This is a genomic window from Zoogloea sp. GDB6 (assembly GCF_056724105.1).
In genome coordinates, this window is record NZ_CM161497.1 from 4,807,837 (window position 1) to 4,828,466 (window position 20,630).

Annotated in this window: 24 protein-coding genes; 20 read left to right on the forward strand and 4 right to left on the reverse strand. The window is 65.6% G+C overall.

Going from position 1 to position 20,630, the window contains the following annotated elements; genetic code table 11:
- Positions 1-25: 25 nt before the first annotated feature.
- Positions 26-634 (reverse strand): SCO family protein, encoded by a 609-nt coding sequence (locus AC1PQG_RS21965; protein WP_481119864.1) that lies wholly within the window; start codon positions 632-634, stop codon positions 26-28.
- Positions 635-762: 128 nt separating this feature from the next.
- Here AC1PQG_RS21965 and AC1PQG_RS21970 point away from each other — a divergent pair, with 128 nt between their 5' ends.
- From AC1PQG_RS21970 to AC1PQG_RS21990, 5 genes are all read left to right on the forward strand, one after another.
- Complete coding sequence (locus AC1PQG_RS21970) at positions 763-1,236, forward strand: DUF2244 domain-containing protein (protein ID WP_481119865.1); 474 nt, start codon at positions 763-765, stop codon at positions 1,234-1,236.
- A gap of 42 nt (positions 1,237-1,278) precedes the next feature.
- Complete coding sequence (gene coxB, locus AC1PQG_RS21975) at positions 1,279-2,454, forward strand: cytochrome c oxidase subunit II (protein WP_481119866.1); 1,176 nt, start codon at positions 1,279-1,281, stop codon at positions 2,452-2,454.
- Between the two features lie 10 nt (positions 2,455-2,464).
- Complete coding sequence (gene ctaD, locus AC1PQG_RS21980; protein WP_481119867.1) at positions 2,465-4,063, forward strand: cytochrome c oxidase subunit I; 1,599 nt, start codon at positions 2,465-2,467, stop codon at positions 4,061-4,063.
- A 141-nt stretch (positions 4,064-4,204) separates the two neighbouring features.
- Positions 4,205-4,762, forward strand: coding sequence for a cytochrome c oxidase assembly protein (locus AC1PQG_RS21985; RefSeq protein ID WP_481119868.1), 558 nt, complete (start codon positions 4,205-4,207; stop codon positions 4,760-4,762).
- Positions 4,763-4,772: 10 nt separating this feature from the next.
- A complete protein-coding gene (locus AC1PQG_RS21990; RefSeq protein WP_481119869.1) occupies positions 4,773-5,645 on the forward strand; it encodes a cytochrome c oxidase subunit 3 in 873 nt (290 codons plus the stop codon).
- Here AC1PQG_RS21990 and AC1PQG_RS21995 read toward each other — a convergent pair.
- The gene (locus AC1PQG_RS21995) at positions 5,642-5,836 is read right to left on the reverse strand and encodes a twin transmembrane helix small protein (RefSeq protein ID WP_481119870.1); all 195 of its coding nucleotides are present in this window, start codon (positions 5,834-5,836) and stop codon (positions 5,642-5,644) included. The genes AC1PQG_RS21990 and AC1PQG_RS21995 overlap by 4 nt on opposite strands.
- 28 nt (positions 5,837-5,864) lie before the next feature.
- On the opposite strand from AC1PQG_RS21995, the gene AC1PQG_RS22000 reads away from it, so the two are divergent.
- Genes AC1PQG_RS22000 through AC1PQG_RS22015 form a run of 4 tightly spaced genes read left to right on the forward strand, consistent with a single transcriptional unit; the run spans position 5,865 to position 9,132 of the window.
- Positions 5,865-6,599, forward strand: coding sequence for an SURF1 family protein (locus AC1PQG_RS22000; RefSeq protein ID WP_481119871.1), 735 nt, complete (start codon positions 5,865-5,867; stop codon positions 6,597-6,599).
- Complete coding sequence (locus AC1PQG_RS22005; protein ID WP_481119872.1) at positions 6,599-7,153, forward strand: hypothetical protein; 555 nt, start codon at positions 6,599-6,601, stop codon at positions 7,151-7,153. Before AC1PQG_RS22000 ends, AC1PQG_RS22005 begins: the two co-directional genes overlap by 1 nt.
- Positions 7,154-7,174: 21 nt before the next feature.
- Positions 7,175-8,074 carry a heme o synthase gene (gene cyoE, locus AC1PQG_RS22010; RefSeq protein WP_481119873.1) on the forward strand — a complete coding sequence of 300 codons (900 nt, stop codon included), beginning with the start codon at positions 7,175-7,177 and terminating at the stop codon, positions 8,072-8,074.
- Positions 8,071-9,132, forward strand: coding sequence for a COX15/CtaA family protein (locus tag AC1PQG_RS22015; RefSeq protein WP_481119874.1), 1,062 nt, complete (start codon positions 8,071-8,073; stop codon positions 9,130-9,132). The genes cyoE and AC1PQG_RS22015 overlap by 4 nt, the downstream gene beginning before the upstream one ends.
- A 6-nt stretch (positions 9,133-9,138) precedes the next feature.
- Here the strand turns inward: AC1PQG_RS22015 and mpl are convergent, their stop codons facing one another.
- Positions 9,139-10,485: a UDP-N-acetylmuramate:L-alanyl-gamma-D-glutamyl-meso-diaminopimelate ligase gene (gene mpl, locus AC1PQG_RS22020; RefSeq protein ID WP_481119875.1), complete on the reverse strand. Its 1,347-nt coding sequence runs from the start codon at positions 10,483-10,485 to the stop codon at positions 9,139-9,141.
- A gap of 86 nt (positions 10,486-10,571) precedes the next feature.
- On the opposite strand from mpl, the gene AC1PQG_RS22025 reads away from it, so the two are divergent.
- The 11 genes from AC1PQG_RS22025 (at position 10,572) to AC1PQG_RS22075 (ending at position 19,790) form a co-directional block, all read left to right on the forward strand.
- Positions 10,572-11,198: a hypothetical protein gene (locus AC1PQG_RS22025; protein WP_481119876.1), complete on the forward strand. Its 627-nt coding sequence runs from the start codon at positions 10,572-10,574 to the stop codon at positions 11,196-11,198.
- The gene (locus AC1PQG_RS22030) at positions 11,195-11,755 is read left to right on the forward strand and encodes a TlpA family protein disulfide reductase (RefSeq protein ID WP_481119877.1); all 561 of its coding nucleotides are present in this window, start codon (positions 11,195-11,197) and stop codon (positions 11,753-11,755) included. The genes AC1PQG_RS22025 and AC1PQG_RS22030 overlap by 4 nt, the downstream gene beginning before the upstream one ends.
- Before the next feature lie 60 nt (positions 11,756-11,815).
- A complete protein-coding gene (gene aroQ, locus AC1PQG_RS22035; RefSeq protein ID WP_481119878.1) occupies positions 11,816-12,313 on the forward strand; it encodes a type II 3-dehydroquinate dehydratase in 498 nt (165 codons plus the stop codon).
- A gap of 59 nt (positions 12,314-12,372) precedes the next feature.
- A complete protein-coding gene (gene accB, locus AC1PQG_RS22040) occupies positions 12,373-12,831 on the forward strand; it encodes an acetyl-CoA carboxylase biotin carboxyl carrier protein (protein WP_481119879.1) in 459 nt (152 codons plus the stop codon).
- 9 nt (positions 12,832-12,840) lie between these two features.
- Positions 12,841-14,202: an acetyl-CoA carboxylase biotin carboxylase subunit gene (accC, locus tag AC1PQG_RS22045; RefSeq protein WP_481123044.1), complete on the forward strand. Its 1,362-nt coding sequence runs from the start codon at positions 12,841-12,843 to the stop codon at positions 14,200-14,202.
- Positions 14,203-14,249: 47 nt separating this feature from the next.
- Entirely contained in the window at positions 14,250-15,152 is a 903-nt protein-coding gene (gene prmA / locus AC1PQG_RS22050) for a 50S ribosomal protein L11 methyltransferase (RefSeq protein ID WP_481119880.1), read from the forward strand.
- Entirely contained in the window at positions 15,149-16,615 is a 1,467-nt protein-coding gene (locus tag AC1PQG_RS22055) for a DUF3426 domain-containing protein (protein ID WP_481119881.1), read from the forward strand. Before prmA ends, AC1PQG_RS22055 begins: the two co-directional genes overlap by 4 nt.
- Before the next feature lie 97 nt (positions 16,616-16,712).
- Positions 16,713-17,648, forward strand: coding sequence for a carbohydrate kinase family protein (locus AC1PQG_RS22060; RefSeq protein ID WP_481119882.1), 936 nt, complete (start codon positions 16,713-16,715; stop codon positions 17,646-17,648).
- A 14-nt stretch (positions 17,649-17,662) separates the two neighbouring features.
- Positions 17,663-18,121, forward strand: a complete 459-nt coding sequence (locus AC1PQG_RS22065) for an outer membrane lipoprotein (protein WP_481119883.1) — start codon at positions 17,663-17,665, stop codon at positions 18,119-18,121.
- A 146-nt stretch (positions 18,122-18,267) separates the two neighbouring features.
- Positions 18,268-19,041: a GNAT family N-acetyltransferase gene (locus AC1PQG_RS22070; RefSeq protein WP_481119884.1), complete on the forward strand. Its 774-nt coding sequence runs from the start codon at positions 18,268-18,270 to the stop codon at positions 19,039-19,041.
- Positions 18,927-19,790, forward strand: a complete 864-nt coding sequence (locus tag AC1PQG_RS22075; protein WP_481123045.1) for a lysophospholipid acyltransferase family protein — start codon at positions 18,927-18,929, stop codon at positions 19,788-19,790. Before AC1PQG_RS22070 ends, AC1PQG_RS22075 begins: the two co-directional genes overlap by 115 nt.
- A gap of 4 nt (positions 19,791-19,794) precedes the next feature.
- Here AC1PQG_RS22075 and AC1PQG_RS22080 read toward each other — a convergent pair whose 3' ends face one another.
- On the reverse strand, positions 19,795-20,628 hold the full coding sequence (locus AC1PQG_RS22080) for a symmetrical bis(5'-nucleosyl)-tetraphosphatase (RefSeq protein ID WP_481119885.1): 834 nt from the start codon (positions 20,626-20,628) through the stop codon (positions 19,795-19,797).
- Positions 20,629-20,630: the final 2 nt, after the last annotated feature.

Below are 20,630 nucleotides of genomic sequence, written 5' to 3' on the forward strand. Positions count from 1 at the left end.
AGCCTGCGGGCTGCCCTTTCTCTTTCTACTTGCCGGCCAGCAGACGCCTCAGGTCGGTAACGATCGGGGCCAGCTTCTCGCCGTGCTTGATGTACAAACGCAGCCGGCCCTGCGGATCGTAGACATAAGTACCGGTCGAGTGATCCACCGTGTAGCGCCCGCCCTGCACATCGCCCTGCTTCTGGTAGAACACCTTGAAATCCCGGGCCACAGCCTGTGTCGTGGCGATGTCGCCATACAGGCCGACAAAGCGGGGATCGAAGGCCGGCACGTACTGAGCCAAGAGTTCCTGCGTATCCCGCTCGGGGTCTATGGTCACGAACAGCACCTGCACCTTGTCCGCATCCGGCCCCAGTTCACGCATCACTTGCGCCATGTTGAGCAGGTTGGTCGGGCACACGTCCGGACACTGGGTATAGCCGAAGAACAAAGTCACCACCTTGCCCTTGTAGTCAGCCAACGTGCGCACCTGTCCGTGGTGATCCGTCAGACGGAACCCGTTCGCATAGTTCGCACCCGTGATGTCGGTGTTGGCAAAACTCTCCCGCGACCCGCCGCTGCCCTCCGGCGAACAGGCAGTGAGTGCACAAAGTACTGCCAAACCAGCAATGCTGCATCGCAACAAAGCAAACATTTAAAAAATCCTTATGGCTCAATTAACTGAGTTTTAAAAAGTGCACTGCAAAACGGGAAGGCGATGCTACACTGCCGCCAGAATTTGATCTGCGTCAAAAAGACGCAGACGGGCCTGGAGGAGACGCCATGGCTATAACAATGAAAGAGGCAGCGGGCGCGCGATCCTGGATCGCGCGCCCCAACTGCTCATTCACCCCCACACTGCGGCGCGGCGTGATCGCCCTGATCCTTGCCGCCAGCCTCATCGTCAGTACGGGCTTCCTGCTGGCCGGTGCGTGGCTGGTACTCCCCTTCGCCGGCCTCGAACTTCTCGTACTCTTCATCGCGCTGCGTGCAATCGATCGTCAGGCCGCCGACTACGAATCCATCCAGCTCGACGACGACAGCCTGATCGTCTCGACTCACCAGTCTTCCGTTTCGTTCCGCCAGCGCTTCCATGCCGGCTGGGCCCGCGTCTCGCTCGAAGCCGCCGACGGTCCCGACCCACTACTGTACGTACGCTCCCACGGGCACACCGCCCGCGTGGGACGCCTGCTGACAGCGGATGAACGCAGGCTGCTTTTCTCGGATCTCTCCCGCCACCTCGCCAGACCTCATTAACCGCCGCGGGTCCGATCATCCCACGAACAGAGAGGTAGAGACTTGAGCCCAACCGCCCCCCGCTCCCAGGCCAGACTTCTCGCTGCACTCGGCCTCCCGTTCGTCTCCGGCTCAGCTCTCGCCGACTTCACGTGGAACTTCCCCAAGCCTGTCACCCCGATCGGGCGCGACACGCTGTCGATGCACAACCAGTTCATGGTCATCATCACGGTGCTGTTCGTGGTGGTGTTCGCAATCATGGTGTATTCCATGATCAACCACCGCAAGAGCGTCGGCGCCGAGCCGGCCCGCTTCAGCGGCCCACGCGGCGCCCTGCAGTGGTTCTGGGTGCTGGTGCCCTTCGCAATCCTGCTCTTCATCGACTTCGTGCTGATGGGCATTCCGGCCTTCCACGCGGTGATCGACATGGAGGACACCCGCACCAAGGCCGACATGGTGCTCAAGGTGACCGGCATGCAGTGGAAGTGGCAGTACGAATACCCGGACTCCGGCATCAAGTACATCAGCACGTTGGCCACGCCACGGGAGCAGATCGAGGGCAAGGAAGCCAAGGGCGAGCACTACCTGCTCGAAGTGGACAACCCTGTGGTGCTGCCGGTCGGCAAGAAGGTGCGCATCCTGCTCACCTCCACCGACGTGATCCACACCTGGTGGGTGCCCCAGTTCGGCGTCAAGCGCGACGCGATCCCCGGCTTCCTGCGGGAAACCTGGGTGCGCATCGAGGAGCCCGGCATCTACCGCGGCCAGTGCGCCGAGCTGTGCGGCAAGGACCACGGCTTCATGCCGGTGGTCGTCAAGGCGGTGCCGGAAGCCGAATACGTGGCCTGGGTGGATAAGAAGAAGACCGAACTGGCTGCCGCTGCCGCCAGTGGCGACCGCACCTGGACCCGCGATGAGCTGATGGCCCACGGCAAGGAAACCTACGACAAGATCTGCGCCGCCTGCCACCAACCCACCGGCCAGGGCCTGCCACCGGCCTTCCCCGCACTGGCCGGCAGCAAGATCGTCAACGGTCCGCTGCTGTCGCCGGACGGCAAGCTGATCCCCGACAGCCACGTGGACCGGGTCATGAACGGCAAGGCCGGCACTGCGATGCAGGCCTTCAAAACCACCCTGTCCGACGCCGACATCGCCTCTGTCATTACCTACGAGCGCAACAGCTTCGGCAACACCAAGGGCGACATGATCCAGCCCGCCCAGATCAAGGCACTTCGCTGAGGAGCCCAGCATGAACACCGCGTCCCATGCTCTCGATCACCATGACGGCCACCACCCGACCGGCCTGTTGCGCTGGCTCACCACCACCAACCACAAGGACATCGGCACGATGTACCTGACCTTCTCCCTGCTGATGTTCTTCGTCGGCGGGGCAATGATCCTCGGGGTGCGCGCCGAGCTGTTCCAGCCCGGCCTGCAGCTGATGAAGCCGGAGTTCTTCAACCAGCTGATCGGCGTGCATGCGCTGGTGATGATCTTCGCAGCGCTGATGCCGGCCGCCACCGGCTTCGCCAACTGGATGATCCCGCTGATGATCGGCGCGCCGGACATGGCCCTGCCGCGCCTCAACAACTGGGGCTTCTGGCTGCTGCCGCCGGCCGCCCTGCTGCTGACGATGCCCTTTTTCCTGGCCCTGTTCGGCATCGGCGACGGCGCCGTCGCCACCGGCTGGACCCTCTACGCGCCGCTGTCCGTACAGGGCGGCATCGGCGTCGATTTCGCGATCTTCTCGATCCACATCCTCGGCATCAGCTCGATCATGGGCTCGATCAACATCATCGCCACCATCCTCAACATGCGCGCCCCGGGCATGACGCTGATGAAGATGCCGCTGTTCTGCTGGGGCTGGCTGGTCACCGCGGTGCTGCTGATCATCACCCTGCCAGTGCTCGCCGGCGGCGTGACCATGCTGCTCACCGACCGCCACTTCGGCACCCACTTCTTCAACGCCGCCGGCGGTGGCGACCCGATCCTGTTCCAGCACCTGTTCTGGTTCTTCGGCCATCCGGAGGTGTACATCCTGCTGCTGCCGGTGTGGGGCCTGATGCCCCACGTGCTGTCCACCTTCACGCGCAAGCCGGTCTATGGCCATGACGCCCAGGTGTATTCCTTCATCGCCATCGGCGTGCTGGGCCTGATCGTGTGGGCCCACCACTTCCTCACCTCCGGCCTGCCGATCCCGGCGCTGCTGTATTTCATGTACAGCACCATGTCGATCTCGCTGCCGCTGGCGGTGCTGTTCTTCTGCTGGATCGCCACCATGTGGCGCGGCGCGATGAGCTTCGAGACGCCGATGCTGTTCGCCCTCGGCTTCATCGTGCTGTTCGGCATCGCCGGCCTGACCGGCCTGGTGCTGGCTGACGTGGCCGCCGACGCCCAGTACCACCACAGCTACTTCGTCGTGGCCCACTTCCACTACGCGTTGTTCGCGGGCGGCATCATGGGCGTGATGACCGGCGTGTACTACTGGCTACCCAAATGGACCGGCCACATGTACAGCGAAAAGCTCGGCAAGCTGCACTTCTGGCTGACGGTGATCAGCTTCAACTTCACCTTCATGCCCCAGTTCTTCCTCGGCCTTGCCGGCATGCCGCGACGCATTCCCGACTACGCATTGCAGTTCGCCGAATTCAATGCCATATCGACTGTAGGGGCCTTCGCGCTGGGCCTGTCGCAGCTGATCTTCGCCTACAACGTGTGGCGCTGCGTAAAGGGCGGCGACAAGGCGACCGACCGGGTATGGGAAGGCACAGCGGGGCTGGAGTGGGAACTCAGCTCGCCGCCGCCCCACCACTCCTGGGAAACCCAGCCCGTCATCAAGACGAGCTGAACATGAAGGAGCACATCATGCATCTCACGTCCGATGACCTGGCCCAACGCCGCCGTGCTTCGGCCCGCTTCGCGTGGACCCTCGGCGCCATCGCGCTGGGGCTGTACCTGATCGGCTTCCTCATCGAGCGCTGACGGCGCCATGCGCGAGGCCGCCCTCAATCCACCGCCGCGGCGGCACGGCAGACTGGTGGTCCGTCTGCTACTGATCGCGGCGGCCTTCTTCGCCTTCGGCTTCGCACTGGTGCCCCTTTACGACACCCTGTGCCGGGCGGTCGGGTTCAACGGCAAGACGCTGAAGGACGCCATCGAGACTAAGGACATACCGCCGAGCGCGGTGAATTACGCCCGCAGCCTCGGCGTGCAATTCACCGCCACGCTGATGCCGGGCCTGCCGTGGGAGATCCGCCCCCTCGAGCCGTCCATCGAGCTCCACCCCGGCGAACTGCGCACCACCCGCTTCCTGGTCCGCAACTTGTCCGACAAGACCATCGTCGGCCAGGCCGTGCCCAGCGTGTCGCCAACCGTGGCGGCCCGCCATTTCCGCAAGCTCGACTGCTTCTGCTTCAAGCAACAGACCCTCGCCCCCGGCGAGAGCCGCGAGATGGCCCTGACCTTCGTCATCGACGGCGACATCGGCGAGGAAGTCAGCGAACTGACGCTGGCCTACGCCTTCTTCCCGGCACCGAATCCTAACTAGGGAGTCCGCCTTGAACGCCTCGCACGCCAACTCCGCCGCGCCGCACGCCGGCCACTACTATGTGCCGCAGCCGACCCTCTACCCGGTCTTCCTGTCGGGCGGTATGTTCCTGCTGGCACTGGGCTTCATCCTGCTGATGAACAAGTTCGCGCCGGGGCCGTGGGTGATGGCCGGCGGCGCGTCGGTGATCATCTTCGTGCTGTTCAAGTGGTTCGGCGCAGTGATCGCCGAAAACCAGCGCGGCGCCTACACCGACTGGGAGGACAAGTCCTTCCGCCAGGGCATGGTGTGGTTCATCGGTTCGGAGGTGATGTTCTTCGCGGCCTTCTTCGGTGCGCTGTTCTACTGCCGCAACATCTCGGTGCCGGCCCTCGCCCACATGGACCCGGCCTTCACGCTGTACAAAGACTTCACCGCCGCCTGGCCGACTGCCGGCCCGAAGGGCGCCCCGTTCACGCCGATGGGCGCCTGGGGCATCCCGGCGATCAACACGGCGCTGCTGCTGAGCTCCGGCGTCACACTGACCTTTGCCCACTGGGGCCTGATGAAGGGCTCCCGCAGCCAGCTCAACCTGGGCCTGATCCTCACCGTGCTGCTCGGCGTGATCTTCCTCGGCTTCCAGGCCTACGAATACCACCACGCCTACACCGAGATGGGCCTGACGATGGGCGCCGGCGTGTATGGCGCGACCTTCTTCATGCTGACCGGTTTCCACGGTTTCCACGTGACGCTCGGCGCGATCATGCTGGCCGTCGTCGCCGGCCGCTGCCTGGCCGGACACTTCGACGCCAGGCGCCACTTCGCCTTCGAGGCGGTGGCCTGGTACTGGCACTTCGTGGATGTGGTGTGGCTGCTGCTGTTCGTCGTGGTCTATTGGCTCTAGCGCCCCACGGCGCCGAAATGCCAGGCCAGCAGCAGGCCGAGAAAGAGCAAAAGGGAGAGGGAGACGCGCAAGGTGAGCGCCCGCACAACCCGGTCGCCGTTGCCCCTGTCGCGATAAAGGAAAAACAAGCCCGAAAAGAGGCTGCCGACCACCAGCAACAGCATGAACACCACGGCCAACTTGAATGCCACAGCCCGCTCCCCGAACCCGGTTCGCCGATTGTGCGCCGGCGTCCGGGCCATCACAAGCGGCCGCCGCCTCCACCCCTCCCTGTGGGGCGGCGCACTCGCGCTGGCCGTCGCCGCAGGCTGCCTCCAGCTCGGCAATTGGCAGTACGGCAAGGCCGAACGCAAGCAGGCCGCCCAGGCCCTGCTCGACCAGCGCAGCACCGACGCACCGGTGAGCCTTGGCAACACGCTGGCCGACGCCGACAGCCTGCGCTCGCGGCCGGTGCTGATCCGCGGCCGCTTCGAGACCGAACGCCAGTTCCTCGTCGATAACCGTGTTTATCGGGAACAGGCCGGCTACCACGTGATCACGCCCTTCCACATCGACGGCGGCAACATGCGCGTGCTGGTGAACCGCGGCTGGATTCCGGCTTCCGCCCGCCACGCCGACATTCCCGCGGTGGATACGCCGAGCGGCCCGCTGGAGCTGCGCGGCACCGCCGTCATACCGGGCACCCGCTTCTTCACGCTGAGCGGCGACAGCAGCAACGGCGCCTGGCAGCCGGTCTGGCAGAACCTCGACCTGGCGCGCTTCGTCCGGCTCGTCCCGTGGCCGGTGCAGCCGGTGGTGGTGCAACTGGATGCTGCCGCGCCGGCCGGCTTCGTGCGCGACTGGCCGCGCCCGGACGAGCGCCTCGAGCGCCATCTTTCCTACGCTTACCAGTGGTACGGCTTCGCGGCCTCCTCAATGCTGATCTGGCTGGCCCTCGGCTGGAGGCGCCGCTGATGCGCCGCTACCGCCCGCTGCTGCTGATCCTGGCCCTGCTGCTGATGCCCTTCGCCATCGGCGCAGGGCTGTATGCCTGGGGCTGGCACCCGGACCAGCCCGGCAACCACGGCGAACTGCTGTCGCCGCCGCGCGCGCTGCCGCCGCTGGCCGACGCCGTCGGCCAGCCCCTCGGCGAACAGGACTTCGACGGCCACTGGAGCCTGGTGGTCGCCGGCCCCGGCCCCTGCGACGCCGCCTGCCGCAACTGGATCGTCGCCACCCGCCAGATCCACGTCGCCCTCTACAAGCAGATGCCACGGGTCCAGCGCACCTGGCTGTCCGATCAGGCAGCGCCCGACGTCGCCCCGCTGCACGCCCTGCAACCCGACCTGCACGCCGCCGTGGCACGCAGCGCCGCGGCCCGCGCGGCCTTCGACCTGGATGGCCGCGGCCACCGCGTGTACGTGGTCGATCCGCTGGGCAAGATCATCCTGCGCTACGCCCCCGACGCCGACCCGCGCGGCATCCTGAAGGACATGGAACGCCTGCTCCGCTATGCGTGGGCCGGCTGACAACAACCCCGGAGACCCGCTATGCCGACGACCCTCCGCAGCACCGCCGCCCCCGCCCCCCTTGGCCTGCGCCTCGGCGCCTTCCTGACCCAGTGCAAGCCGCGGGTGAACAGCCTGATCGTGTTCACCGCGTTGATCGGCATGTTCCTCGCAGTGCCCGGCTGGCCGCCGGCCGGCCGGATGCTCGCCGCCACCGTCGGCATCGCGCTGGTGGCCGGCGCCGCCGCGGCGATCAACTGCCTCGTGGAGCGGAGCATCGACGCCCGCATGGCGCGCACCCGCGGCCGCCCGCTGCCGCTGGGGCTGATCAGCCCCGCCGAAACCCTCGGCCTGGCCTGCCTGACCGGCGGCTCGGGCCTGTGGCTACTGCACGTGGCGGTCAATCCGCTGACCATGTGGCTGACCCTCGCCACCTTCCTCGGCTACGCGATCGTCTACACCGTGATCCTGAAGCCGGCCACACCAATGAACATCGTCATCGGCGGCGCTTCCGGCGCCATGCCACCGGTGCTCGGCTGGGCGGCGATGACGAACAACATCGGCCTGCCGGCGCTGGCCTTGTTCCTCATCATCTTCCTGTGGACGCCGCCGCACTTCTGGGCGCTGGCCTGCTACCGGCGCGAGGAATACGCCCGCGCCGGCCTGCCGATGCTGCCGGTCAGCCACGGCGTGCCGCTGACCTGCCTGCACATCCTGCTGTACACCGTGCTGCTGGCGGCCGTGTCCTACCTGCCCTGCACGCTGGGCCTGTCCGGCGGCATCTATGCGGCGCTGGTCAGTCTGCTCAACCTCGGCTATCTGCGGGAAGCCTGGATCCTGTGGCGCGATTACTCGGACGCCCGTGCGCGGCACGCCTTCCGCTATTCGCTGATCTACCTCACCGGCCTGTTCGTGGCCCTCTTCCTGGACCGCATGGCATGAGGACCCGCCCGTCCGGCCGGCGTACCCTGGCTATCGTCGCCTTTCTGCTTGCCCTTGTGGTGGTGTCCCTCGGCGCCTGGGTGCGCCTGTCCGATGCCGGCCTCGGCTGTCCCGACTGGCCCGGCTGCTACGGCAAGCTGGTCGGCGTGCCCGAACATGCCCACGAAGTGAGCGCCGCCGAAGCGGCCTTCGGCCAGCGCGTCGAGGCCGGCAAAGCCTGGAAAGAAATGATCCACCGCTACGCCGCCGGCACGCTGGGCCTGTGCATCGCCGGCCTGGCAGTGCTCGGCTGGCGGCAACGCGCCCGACGCAAGCCGACGCTCGAACTTGCCCTGCTCGCCGTGGTGCTGGTACAGGCCACGCTCGGCATGCTGACCGTCACCCAGTTGCTGAAGCCGGTGATCGTCACCTGCCACCTGCTCGGCGGCATGACGACGCTGGCGCTGCTGGCGGCCCTCGTGCTGCGCGAAGGCCGCATCTTCCGTCCGGGCCCGGGCATCGGCACCGGTCTGCAGACCCACGCGGCGATGGCGCTCATCGCCGTCGTGGTACAGATCGCTCTCGGTGGCTGGGTCAGCAGCAACTATGCGGCCGCCATCTGCCCGGATTTCCCGACCTGCCAGGGCAGCTTCAACCCGGCGCTGGATTTCCACCACGCCTTCACGCTGGACCGGGAACTGGGCATCACCGCCAGCGGCGCCCTGCTGCCGGCCAGCGCCCTGACCGCCATCCACTGGACCCATCGCCTGTTCGCCGGCGTGGTGCTGCTGGTCGCCGGCAGCCTCGGCCTGCGCCTGCTGGCCCGCCAGCACCTGCGCAGAGCCGGCATCGCGCTACTCGACGCACTGGGCCTGCAAATCGGGCTAGGTATTGCCAACGTGCTGCTGCAACTGCCGCTTCCGCTGGCCGTCGCCCACAACACTGGCGCGGCGCTGCTGCTGTGCGTCACGCTGGCGGTGGCCCTGCCTCTTTTCCAGAAGAGAAAAGCCCGCCACCGGCAACCGGCAGCAGGCTTCCCGCGGCGTTTTGAAAAGCTGACTACCGAATCGGCGCGATAAGCAGGCTTACTGCCCGAGCGCAGCCAGCAGCTTGCCGTGGATGCCGCCGAAGCCACCGTTGCTCATGACCAAGATACGGTCGCCGTCGCGGGCTTCGGCGACGATAGCGGCAACCAGCGCGTCCAGATCGTCCTCCACCACGGTCTTGCCGGCAATCGGCGCCAAGGCCGTACGGGCATCCCAGCCCAGGTTGGCGGCATAGCAGAAGACCTTGTCGGCCTGGGCCAGGCTGGCCGGCAACTGGTCCTTCATGACACCGAGCTTCATGGTGTTGGAGCGCGGCTCCAGCACCGCCAGGATGCGCGCATCGCCGACCTGGCGGCGCAGGCCTTCGACGGTCAGCGTGATGGCGGTCGGGTGATGGGCGAAGTCGTCGTACACCGCCACGCCACGCACTGTGCCGCGCAATTCGAGACGGCGCTTGACGCCCTCGAAGCGGCTCAGCGCATCTAGCGCCACTTCCGGCGTGACGCCCACATGCCGCGCTGCAGCGATCGCCGCCAGCGCATTGGCCCGGTTGTGACGACCGGACAGCGGCAGCCGGCGGCGGCCGATCTCCTTGCCCAGGTGGCGGATCACCACCTCGTCCTCGCTGGCCCCCTCCGCCACCGACCAGCCGGCCGCGTCGTTGAACCATTCGAGTTCGGACCAGCAGCCGCGCTGCATGACCCGCGGCAGCGACTCTTCGGCGGCGTTGGCGACGATGCGGCCGAGCCGCGGCACGGTACGTACCAAATGGTGAAACTGGGTCTCGATGGCCGCCAGATCGGCGAAGATGTCCGCGTGATCGAACTCCAGGTTGTTCAGGATCAGCGTTCGCGGGCGGTAATGGACGAACTTGGAGCGCTTGTCGCAGAAGGCCGTATCGTATTCGTCCGCCTCGATGACGAAGAACGGCGATTCGGTCAGCCGCGCCGACAGGCCGAAGTTCTTCGGCACGCCGCCGACCAGGAAGCCTGGATTCAGGCCGGCATCCTCGAGAATCCAGGCCAGCAGCGAGGTGGTCGTGGTCTTGCCGTGGGTGCCGGCCACACCTAGCACCCAACGCCCCTGCAGCACGTTCTCGGCCAGCCACTGGGGGCCGGACACATAGGGCAGGCCCTTGTCGAGGATTTCTTCCAGCAGGGGGTTGCCGCGGGAAATCGCGTTGCCGACGACGAACACGTCCGGCTCCAGGTCCAGCTGTTCGACCCCGTAGCCTTCGACGAGGCGGATGCCCTGCTCTTCCAGCTGAGTGCTCATCGGCGGGTAGACGTTGGCATCGCAGCCCGTCACGGTATGACCGGCAGCCCGCGCGAGGAGAGCCACGCCGCCCATGAAGGTTCCGCAGATGCCGAGAATGTGTATGTGCATTATTCGTCTAAGCGACAGAAACAGTGCCGCAACAGTCGTGTGTAGAATGGGATCTATTCTAATCGAACGGGGAGCTTCGACCTTCCATGCCGCGCCCTGCCGTTCCACACCGCAGCAACCTGCGCCGTGAAATTGCCGCCCTGGCGGCCCGCATGATCGCCGAAGACGGCATCAGCGATTACGGCTTCGCCAAACGCAAGGCCGCGCGCCAGCTCGGCGCCCTCGCCGCCGACGAACTGCCCAACAACGCGGAAATCGAAGCCGAAGTCCGCACTTACCTCGCCGTTTTCCAGGACGAAGAGCACCTCGAACGCCAGCACGTCATGCGTTCGGCGGCCATCGAGGTGATGCGCGAACTGGAGACCTTCCGCCCCTACCTCACCGGGCCCGTGCTGGAAGGCACCGCCGGGCGCTACTCGGAAGTGGAAATCGACCTTTTTCCCGAGAGCGCCAAGGAAGTGGAGATTTTCTTTCTCAACAACAACGTCGCTTACGAACACCGGGAACCGCGCCGCAACCAGCCCGATGGCCCCGAAGCGATCCTGGTTTTCGACTGGGACGACATCCCGTTCAAGCTGCGCATCTACTCCCCGGACGTGGAGCGCCTGAACCGTCGCGGCAGCCACGGCGCACGCCAGATGGAACGCGCGCGCTTGTCCATCGTCGAAGCCCTCGTCAACGAAACGCCGGCCGAAGCCCATATCCATCCATGAGTCGCAGCACCACCCTCGCCCTCGTCACCGCCGTCGCACTGGCCTCCGCCGCCGCCGGCTTGTACACCTCTTACTCGACGAGCGCCAACGCCGCGACGCCGACGGCCAACCTGTCCCAGCCCCAGCGTACAGCCCTCGGCAAGCTGCTGGCCCTCGATCTGCCCGACGCCAAAGGCACCCAACAACCTTTCTCGGCCTGGAAGGGCAAAGTGCTGGTGGTCAACTTCTGGGCTACCTGGTGCCCGCCGTGTCGCAAGGAAATTCCGGCATTTTCGGCGCTGAGCCGCAAATATGCAGGCAAAGGCGTTCAATTCGTCGGTGTGAGCATCGATACCGCCAAGAACGTCGCCGGCTATCAGGCCAAACAGCAGGTGGACTACCCGCTGGTGATCGCCGACCCATCGCTGGTCCAGCTCACAGAGGAACTCGGCAACAGTGCCCAGGGCCTGCCTTTCACGCTGGTCATCGATCGCAACGGCAACATCAGCTTGATCAAACTGGGTGAATTGTCCGAACAGGAACTGGACCGTAAACTCGCCGAACTGAGCAAGTCCTGACGCATACCGCAGGGGTCGCGCGGTGGACAACTTGCGCGTAATTACGGCAAACTTGCACTCATGACGCGCAAAACCAGCACCCAGGAAGCCACCGACGAGAACCTCCCGCAGCCGCGGATTCTCGTTCTGCATGGTCCCAACCTCAATCTGCTCGGCCGCCGGGAACCCGGCATCTACGGGCTGACGACCCTCGCCGACATCCATGCGGCGATGGAAAGCCGGGCCAAGGCCGACGGCGTGCTGCTGGAGTCCTTCCAGAGCAACCACGAGGGCGAGCTCATCGACCGGGTGCAGGCTGCGGAAAGCGAAGCCGTCGATTTCATCATCATCAATCCGGCCGGGTACACGCACACCAGCGTCGCACTGCGGGACGCTCTTGCCGGCGTCGCCATCCCGTACGTCGAAGTACACCTGTCGAACATCCACGCCCGCGAGCCGTTCCGCCATCACTCCTACTTCTCCGACAAGGCGGTAGGGGTGATCTGCGGGCTGGGCGCCCAGGGCTATCAACTCGCCCTCGAATTCGCCCTCGCCCGTCTGCGCGCAGCTCGCGCCTAAAGCAAGACATCGGCAGGCCGGCCTTGGTGCCGGCCGCTTCACATATCAAGGGGAATACTATGGATCTTCGCAAGCTCAAGAAATTGATCGATCTGGTCCAGGAGTCCGGCATCTCCGAACTGGAAGTCACGGAAGGCGAGGAAAAAGTCCGCATCGCCAAGCACATCGCTGGTCCCGCTCCAGTCAACTATGTAGCCCAGGCCCCTGCCGCGCCGGTCGCCGTCAGTGCCCCTGCTGCCGTGCCAGCAGCCCCTGTTGCCGCAGCCGAATCGGCCCTGCCGGACGGCAACGTGGTCAAGTCACCGATGGTCGGTACCTTCTACCGCGCCTCCGCGCCGGGTGCCAAGCCCCTCGTCGAAGTTGGCCAGAGCGTCGCCGTCGGCGACGTGCTGTGCATCATCGAAGCCATGAAGCTGATGAACGAGATCGAGGCCGAAGTGGCCGGCACCGTAAAGGCCATCCTCGTTGAGAACGGCGAACCGCTGGAATACGGCGAACCCCTCTTCGTCATCGGCTAAATCATGGCGATGTTCGAAAAACTCCTGATCGCCAACCGGGGCGAGATCGCGCTGCGTGTGCTGCGCGCCTGCCGTGAGCTGGGCATCAAGACCGTCGCGGTCCATTCCGAACCGGACGCAGAGGCCAAGTACGTCAAGCTGGCCGATGAATCCGTGTGCATCGGGCCTGCCTCCTCGGCCCTCAGCTATCTCAACATCCCCGCGCTGATTTCCGCCGCTGAAGTCACCGACGCAGAAGCGATCCACCCTGGCTACGGCTTCCTGTCCGAGAACGCCGATTTCGCCGAACGGGTCGAGCAGTCCGGTTTCGTCTTCATCGGCCCGCGCGCCGAAACCATCCGCCTGATGGGTGACAAGGTCTCGGCCAAGGACGCCATGAAGGCCGCCGGCGTACCCTGTGTGCCCGGCTCCGACGGCGCGCTGCCGGAAGACCCGAAGGAGATCGTCAAGATCGCCCGCGCCATCGGCTACCCGGTGATCATCAAGGCCGCCGGCGGTGGTGGTGGTCGCGGCATGCGCGTGGTGCACACCGAAGCAGCATTGATCAACGCCGTCACAACCACCCGCTCCGAGGCTGGTGCGTTCTTCGGCAACCCGACCGTGTACATGGAGAAGTTCCTGGAGAACCCGCGCCACGTGGAAATCCAGGTACTGGCCGACCAGCACGGCAATGCCATATACCTGGGCGAGCGTGACTGCTCCATGCAGCGCCGCCACCAGAAGGTCATCGAAGAAGCCCCAGCACCGGGCATCGAGCGCCGCCACATCATCCGCATCGGCGAACGCTGTGCCGATGCCTGCCGCAAGATCGGCTACCGGGGCGCGGGCACCTTCGAATTCCTGTACGAGAACGGTGAGTTCTACTTCATCGAGATGAACACCCGCGTGCAGGTCGAACATCCGGTCACCGAAATGATCACCGGCGTGGACATCGTGCAGGAACAGATCCGCGTCGCCGCCGGCCAGAAGCTCAGCTACCGGCAGAAGGACATCGAATTCCGTGGCCACGCGATCGAATGCCGCATCAACGCCGAAGATCCGTTCAAGTTCACGCCCTGTCCGGGCAAGATCAGCAACTGGCACGTCCCCGGCGGCCCGGGCATCCGAGTGGACTCCCACGTGTACAACGGCTACACCGTGCCGCAGCACTACGATTCGATGATCGGCAAGCTGATCGCCTACGGCGACACCCGCGACCAGGCCATCCGCCGCATGCGCATCGCGCTGTCCGAGATGCTGGTCGAAGGCATCAAGACCAACATCCCGCTGCACCAGGAACTGATGCTCGACGCCCGCTTCGTCGAAGGCGGCACCAGCATCCACTATCTGGAGCACAAGCTGGCGGGCCGCAACGACGTCAACAAGAACTGATGATGCAGTGCCCCCACTCACTCCAACTGTCGTCCAAGGAGGCCTGAATGTGGATCTCAGTCATCCTGCAGGCTGACGCGACCCGCGCCGAGGCCCTGTCCGAAGCACTGATGGAGCATGGCGCGCTGTCGGTCAGCATCGACGACGCCGACGCCGGCACTGACGCGGAAAAACCCCAGTTCGGCGAACCGGGCATGCACCCGGCCAGCCTGTGGGACCACAGCCGCGTCGTCGCACTGTTCGACACCGACACCGATCTGGCTGCAGCGCTGGCCACCGCGTCGGCGGCGGTCGGGCTCGACGCCGTACCACCGTTCACCATTGAGGAGGTCGAAGAACAGAACTGGGTGCAGCTCACCCAGAGCCAGTTCGACCCGATCCGCATCACCGACCGGCTATGGATCGTGCCGTCCTGGCATGAATCCCCGGATGCCGGCGCGATCAATCTGGTGCTCGATCCGGGCATGGCTTTCGGCACCGGTTCGCACCCAACCACCCGTCTGTGCCTCGAGTGGCTGACCGAAGAGATCACTCCGGGCGTCAGTGTGCTCGACTACGGCTGTGGCTCCGGCATTCTGGCGATCGCCGCCGCCAAGCTGGGAGCGGGTGAGGTCACCGGCGTGGACATCGACGAGAAAGCCGTCGAAACCGCCGCCGACAACGCCGCCAACAATGGCGTCAGCCTGCACCTGCAGGTCTCCGCCAAGCCTCTCGACGGCACCTTCCAGCGGGTCGTCGCCAACATCCTGACCAATCCGCTCAAGATGCTGGCCCCGCTGCTCGCCGCCCGCGTCGCACCCGGCGGCAAGCTGGCCCTGTCCGGGGTACTGGAAGCCCAGGCCGGTGATGTCATCGAGGCCTACGCCCCCTTCATCGCCCTGCACGTGGGTGCCACCCTGGACGGCTGGGTCCGCCTCGAGGGCGAACGGCCAGCGTCAACCGAGTCATGATCCTCGCGCGCTGCCCGGCGTGCTCAACCACCTTCCGGGTGCGCCCAGAGCAATTGAACGCCCGCCATGGGCGGGTCCGTTGCGGCCAGTGCCAGCACGCCTTCAACGCGCTGGAGAATCAGATCGAGGAAGGGACCTCGGCTGACGGACTCCCGCCGGAGCCGCTACAGGCCCCGACGGGGAGCGCAGCACCCTCCCTGTTCGTCCTGCAGGAAAAGCCACCCGCGACCACAGACGTCCTGGCGTCGTCTGTGTCCGACCTCCCCTCGGCCGGGAGCAATCCTCCCACCGAGGAGCATTTTCAGGAAGACGCGCCGGCCCTGGTTATCGACAACGTCGCCAACGACGATGCGCAGGAGGCGGACGCACCTCGGCCCCCGCAGCCCGAAGCCGACACTTACGGTGCTGCGCTGGAAGCCCCGGCGTTCATCACCTTCGAGGACGAGGCCCTCCCGCCCTCCAACACCACCCCGGCCATCCCGGAAATCGCGGACGACCGCATCGAACCGGTCGGTGAAATCCGCCTTGAAGCCCTCGATGAACGGCTGGCGGAGGACATGCTGTCGGCGACTAAGGCAACCGCCAAGGATCAGCTGCCAACCCATAGCCCCCTCGCCCTCGACGAAGACGAGGACGAGGACGAAGCCGCAACGGATGTGGAGGCATCTGTCGCGCCGCTCCCGTTCAAGCCCGACTGGCCGGACGCCTCCGAACTCGACCTGAAGAATCCCCCCGACCCGTCCTTCGTCGAGGACGGCCCACTCGACTTCGACTCGCTCTTGCACAAAAAGGTCGTGGACGATACACCGGGCACTCCCCAACAGGCCCTGGACCAGGACCGCCCCTCTGCGCCGACGGCAGAACAGCCTTCAACGGGGCTGCCGATTGAGCCCCCCATCGCAGCAACAGCGACGAGCGAGCCGGAACTCGAACAAGACGAGCACGAGCCTTTTGTAGAGGAAATCGAAGAGCCCACCGGTCCCTCGCCATTGCAACAAGCTGCCTGGGCAGCGGGTGCCACGCTACTGGTGCTCGCCATACTCGCCCAGGGCATTCTGGTATTCCGCAGTGAAATCGCCCAGTCGTCGCCTCAGATGCGGCTCTTCATGGAGAGCGTGTGCGCGGGCATGGGCTGCGAACTGCCACTGCCCCGCGAGTCGGCCTCTATCACCATCGAAAGCTCCGACATCCAGCCGGACGCCAACCGCGAGGCCTTCTTCACACTGCATGCCACGCTACGCAACCGCGCCGAGTTCGCCCAGGCCTGGCCACACCTGGAAATCACCTTGACCGATGCCCGCGACAAGGCTCTGGTCCGCCGGGTTCTGGAGCCCAAGCAATGGCTGCCCGCCGACATGCCGCCGGACGCCTTCCCAGCCCGCAAGGAAGTAGCAGCCCGGGTCCGCTTCGAAGCGCCCGGCGTTGCAGCAGCAGGTTATCGGGTCTACGCGTTCTACCCCTGAACGCGCAGACCGGCCGGCATAACATCCGGCAACACTCACCGAAGCGGGCCCGGCCGGGCCACTCCTATAATCGTTTCGCTTACATCTTGCCGACACCATGTCCACGCTCATCTGCGGTTCCATCGCCTTCGATTCGATCATGGTCTTTCAGGACCATTTCAAGAATCACATCCTTCCCGAGCAGATCCATATCCTGAACGTCTCCTTCCTGGTGCCCGAAATGCGCCGCGAGTTCGGCGGCTGTGCCGGCAATATCGCCTACAATCTCAAGCTGCTCGGCGGCGATCCGCTGATCATGGCCACCGTCGGCGACGACGTCGCCCCCTATCTGGAGCGCCTCGAGCGCCTTGGCTTGTCCCGTGCCCACGTCACCCACGTCCCCGGCACCTACACGGCCCAAGCCTTCATCACCACCGATCTGGACGACAACCAGATCACCGCGTTCCATCCGGGCGCGATGGTCCATTCCCACCTCAACAAGGTGGAACACACAACCGGCGTCACGCTCGGCATCGTCGCCCCCGATGGCCGCGACGGCATGCTGGAGCATTCCCGCCAGTTCGCCGAGGCCGGCATTCCCTTCGTCTTCGATCCCGGCCAGGGCCTGCCGATGTTCAACGGCGAAGAGTTGCTGGCCTGCCTGCAACTGGCCGACTACTGCACGGTCAACGACTACGAAGCACGCCTGCTCAGCGAACGCACCGGACGCAGCCTTGAAGCACTGGCCAAGGAGGTCAAGGCGTTGGTCGTCACCCGTGGCGGCGAAGGTTCCGAGATCTACACCGGTGGTCACCGCCTCGATATCCCGTGTGCCCGTGCCGCCGCTCTCGAAGACCCTACTGGCTGCGGCGACGCCTACCGGGCCGGTCTGCTGTACGGGATCGAGAATGGCTTGGATTGGGACCAGAGCGGACGCCTGGCTTCGCTGATGGGCGCCCTCAAGATCGCCAGCCGCGGCGGGCAGAACCACGCGCCCAGCCGCGATGAAATTGCCGATGCCTATCGCACGGCGTTCGGCTCAACCCTGTGGTGAAAAAAGGACACAACATGATGCGAATCCTTCCCCTGACCCTCGCCCTATTGACCACGGTGAACCTGGTGGGCTGTGCATCCGGCCTCGGTGGCGGCGACTACGAACGGACCGAAGCCCGGCGCGTGATGAGCGTGCGCATGGGCATCGTCGAAAGCGTCCGCCCGGTGAAGCTGGAAGGCACCAACACACCACTCGGCACCGTCGCCGGCGCTGCAATTGGCGGCGTGGCCGGCAGTACCGTTGGCTCAGGCAAGGGCGCAGCGATCGCCGCAGTAGTCGGCGCCGTTGCGGGTGGCATTGCCGGTGCAGCGGCCGAAGAGGGCTTCACCCGCAAGCAGGGCGTCGAAGTCACCCTCAAGATGGACAACGGCGAATTGCTGGCCATCGTGCAGGAAGACGGCGGCGAGAACTTCAAGCCCGGTGAGCGCGTGCGCCTGCTGCAGGACGGCCGCAACACCCGCGTCAGCCGCTGAGCCCATTCCATTCCGTGGGGTTGATCGAAGCCCCCCACGGAATGAACGCCAGGCAGTAAGCGCCCGGACGCAGTATCCGGTCACACGTCCGTAACGCCCTCTTCACGGCGCCGCAATGCAGCATTTTCACAATGCGCGGAAACCCAATGAGGATTCCGTCAATGCTGCACAAGGAACAACACGTCGCCCAACGCCCCGGTCGCAACCTGTACGTCGGGCTGGCTAGCTGCTCCACCGAGATTCTGGAAGCCCAGAAACTGCGTTACCGCGTATTCGCCGAAGAAATGGGCGCCCGCCTGTCGAGCCGCACGCCGGGCGTCGACCGTGATCTGTACGACGCGTTCTGCGACCATCTGATCGTGCGCGACGAGGATGCCGGCCGTATCGTCGGCACCTACCGCATCCTGTCGCCGTCGGCGGCCCGCGAAGTTGGCAACTACTATTCCGAGAGCGAATTCGACCTGACCCGCCTGCGCCACCTGCGCGGCCGCATGGTGGAAATCGGCCGTTCCTGCATCGACCCGGAGTACCGCTCCGGCGCCGTCATCACGCTACTGTGGGCCGGCCTCGCCCGCTACATGCTCGAGAACAACCACGACTACCTGATCGGCTGTGCGTCGATCAGCATGGCCGACGGCGGGCATGCCGCAGCCAGCCTGTATAATCGCCTCAAGGACGAGCATCTGTGCCCGCTCGAATACCGGGTCTTCCCCCGCACGCCACTGCCGATCCAGGCCCTGCGCCAGGATCTCGACGCCGACACGCCGCCGCTGATCAAGGGCTACCTGCGCGCGGGTGCGTGGATCTGCGGCGATCCGGCCTGGGATCCGGACTTCAACACGGCCGACCTGCCGATCCTGCTGCCGGTTTCCCGGCTCGACGCCCGCTACGCCAAACACTTCATGGGACGCAAGGACTGAAACCCGCCAGCTCCACCCCTCGCCTGACCCGCATCGTCCGCGCCGCCCATCTGACAGTTCACCTGCTGCAAGGCCTGTCGCTGGCGGCGTTCGCCTTCCCCTTCCTGTCCGCCCCCAAGCGCCTGCGCCTGCGCCAGCGCTGGTCTGCGCACCTGCTGGGCACGCTGGGCGTGCGCCTGCAGGCCGACGAGCCCTTCGTCGTACCCGGCAGCCTGCTGGTTGCCAACCATGTGTCGTGGCTCGATGTCTTCGTGATCAACGCAGCTTACCCGGCAGCCTTCGTCTCGAAGGCCGAGGTCCGTCAATGGCCGCTGATCGGCTGGCTCGCCGCGAAGAACGACACGGTCTTCCTGCGCCGCGGCAGCCGCGGCCACGCAAAGATCGTGAATGGGGAAATCGGTGACCTGCTCGGCCGCGGCCGCCACGTGGCGATCTTCCCCGAAGGCACCACCACCGACGGCAGCCACGTATTGGGTTTCCACGCTGCGCTGCTGCAGCCGGCCATCGAAGCCGGTGCACCGATCCAGCCGCTGGCCATCACCTACCGTCTGCCTGACGGGCGTTACACCCGTGCTCCGGCCTACGACGGAGACATCAGCCTGGTCGACTGCATCAAGGCGATCATCGCCGAGCCGGAAATCATCGCCCGCGTACGCGTCGCGCCGGCCTTCCAGCCTGGCGAACTACCAGACCGCAAGGCCATCGCCCACGCGGCGCGGGAGAGCATCGCCGCACGCATCGCCGACTGAACGTTCAGGAGGGTTTGGGTTTGCCGTGGGCCAGACCCGGACAGGCCACCTGGAACACGGCCCGGTCTTCCAGGCGCACAGCGGTCAGCTCGCGCCCCCACAGACAGCCGGAGTCCAGAGCCATCAGATTGGGCTCGATACGCAGGCCCAGCGCCGACCAGTGGCCGAAGACGACGGTGGTATCGGCGCTCTTCCGCCCCACCACCTCGAACCAGGGTAGATAGCCCTTCGGCGCCTTGGTCACCTCGCCCTTGACCTTGAAATCCATCACGCCATCCGCCGTACAGAAGCGCATGCGCGTCATCGCATTGACGATCACCCGCATGCGCTCGTAATCGCGCAGGTCATCGCTCCACGCGGCGGGCTCACTGCCCCACATGTTATGCAGCAGATCCGCGTGATAAGGCCCGGCCAGCGCCCCCTCGACCTCGCGGGCCAGCGCGCGCGCCTGCTCCACCGTCCAGCCCGGTAGCAGTCCGGCATGGACCATCGCAAAACCGTTCTCGACATGCATCAGGGGGCGCGTGCGCAGCCAACCCAGCAAGACCTCCCGATCCGGCGCATCGAGCACCGCCTGGATGGTGTCGTCCTTGCCCCGGTTGCGAATCGCCTCATAGGCCACCATCAACAGGTACAGGTCGTGGTTGCCCAACACGGTGACCGCAGCCGGTCCCAGATCACGCACAAAACGCAGGGTGTTCAGGGAATCCGGCCCACGGTTAACCAGATCACCGACCAACCACAGGCGGTCGTGAGCCGGATCGAAGGAGACGCGGTTGAGCAGCGCGGTCAGGGACTGGAAACAGCCCTGGATGTCGCCGATTGCATAAGTTGCCATTT

What these genes read in the sequence shown, in the direction of transcription:
- AC1PQG_RS21965 (WP_481119864.1), bottom strand. Translation starts at nt 634, where the DNA reads ATGTTTGCTTTGTTGCGATGCAGCATTGCTGGTTTGGCAGTACTTTGT.
- AC1PQG_RS21970 (WP_481119865.1), top strand. Translation starts at nt 763, where the DNA reads ATGGCTATAACAATGAAAGAGGCAGCGGGCGCGCGATCCTGGATCGCG.
- ctaD (WP_481119867.1), top strand. Translation starts at nt 2,465, where the DNA reads ATGAACACCGCGTCCCATGCTCTCGATCACCATGACGGCCACCACCCG.
- AC1PQG_RS21985 (WP_481119868.1), top strand. Translation starts at nt 4,205, where the DNA reads ATGCGCGAGGCCGCCCTCAATCCACCGCCGCGGCGGCACGGCAGACTG.
- AC1PQG_RS22005 (WP_481119872.1), top strand. Translation starts at nt 6,599, where the DNA reads ATGCGCCGCTACCGCCCGCTGCTGCTGATCCTGGCCCTGCTGCTGATG.
- cyoE (WP_481119873.1), top strand. Translation starts at nt 7,175, where the DNA reads ATGCCGACGACCCTCCGCAGCACCGCCGCCCCCGCCCCCCTTGGCCTG.
- AC1PQG_RS22015 (WP_481119874.1), top strand. Translation starts at nt 8,071, where the DNA reads ATGAGGACCCGCCCGTCCGGCCGGCGTACCCTGGCTATCGTCGCCTTT.
- mpl (WP_481119875.1), bottom strand. Translation starts at nt 10,485, where the DNA reads ATGCACATACACATTCTCGGCATCTGCGGAACCTTCATGGGCGGCGTG.
- AC1PQG_RS22025 (WP_481119876.1), top strand. Translation starts at nt 10,572, where the DNA reads ATGCCGCGCCCTGCCGTTCCACACCGCAGCAACCTGCGCCGTGAAATT.
- AC1PQG_RS22030 (WP_481119877.1), top strand. Translation starts at nt 11,195, where the DNA reads ATGAGTCGCAGCACCACCCTCGCCCTCGTCACCGCCGTCGCACTGGCC.
- aroQ (WP_481119878.1), top strand. Translation starts at nt 11,816, where the DNA reads ATGACGCGCAAAACCAGCACCCAGGAAGCCACCGACGAGAACCTCCCG.
- accB (WP_481119879.1), top strand. Translation starts at nt 12,373, where the DNA reads ATGGATCTTCGCAAGCTCAAGAAATTGATCGATCTGGTCCAGGAGTCC.
- accC (WP_481123044.1), top strand. Translation starts at nt 12,841, where the DNA reads ATGTTCGAAAAACTCCTGATCGCCAACCGGGGCGAGATCGCGCTGCGT.
- prmA (WP_481119880.1), top strand. Translation starts at nt 14,250, where the DNA reads ATGTGGATCTCAGTCATCCTGCAGGCTGACGCGACCCGCGCCGAGGCC.
- AC1PQG_RS22055 (WP_481119881.1), top strand. Translation starts at nt 15,149, where the DNA reads ATGATCCTCGCGCGCTGCCCGGCGTGCTCAACCACCTTCCGGGTGCGC.
- AC1PQG_RS22060 (WP_481119882.1), top strand. Translation starts at nt 16,713, where the DNA reads ATGTCCACGCTCATCTGCGGTTCCATCGCCTTCGATTCGATCATGGTC.
- AC1PQG_RS22065 (WP_481119883.1), top strand. Translation starts at nt 17,663, where the DNA reads ATGATGCGAATCCTTCCCCTGACCCTCGCCCTATTGACCACGGTGAAC.
- AC1PQG_RS22070 (WP_481119884.1), top strand. Translation starts at nt 18,268, where the DNA reads ATGAGGATTCCGTCAATGCTGCACAAGGAACAACACGTCGCCCAACGC.
- AC1PQG_RS22080 (WP_481119885.1), bottom strand. Translation starts at nt 20,628, where the DNA reads ATGGCAACTTATGCAATCGGCGACATCCAGGGCTGTTTCCAGTCCCTG.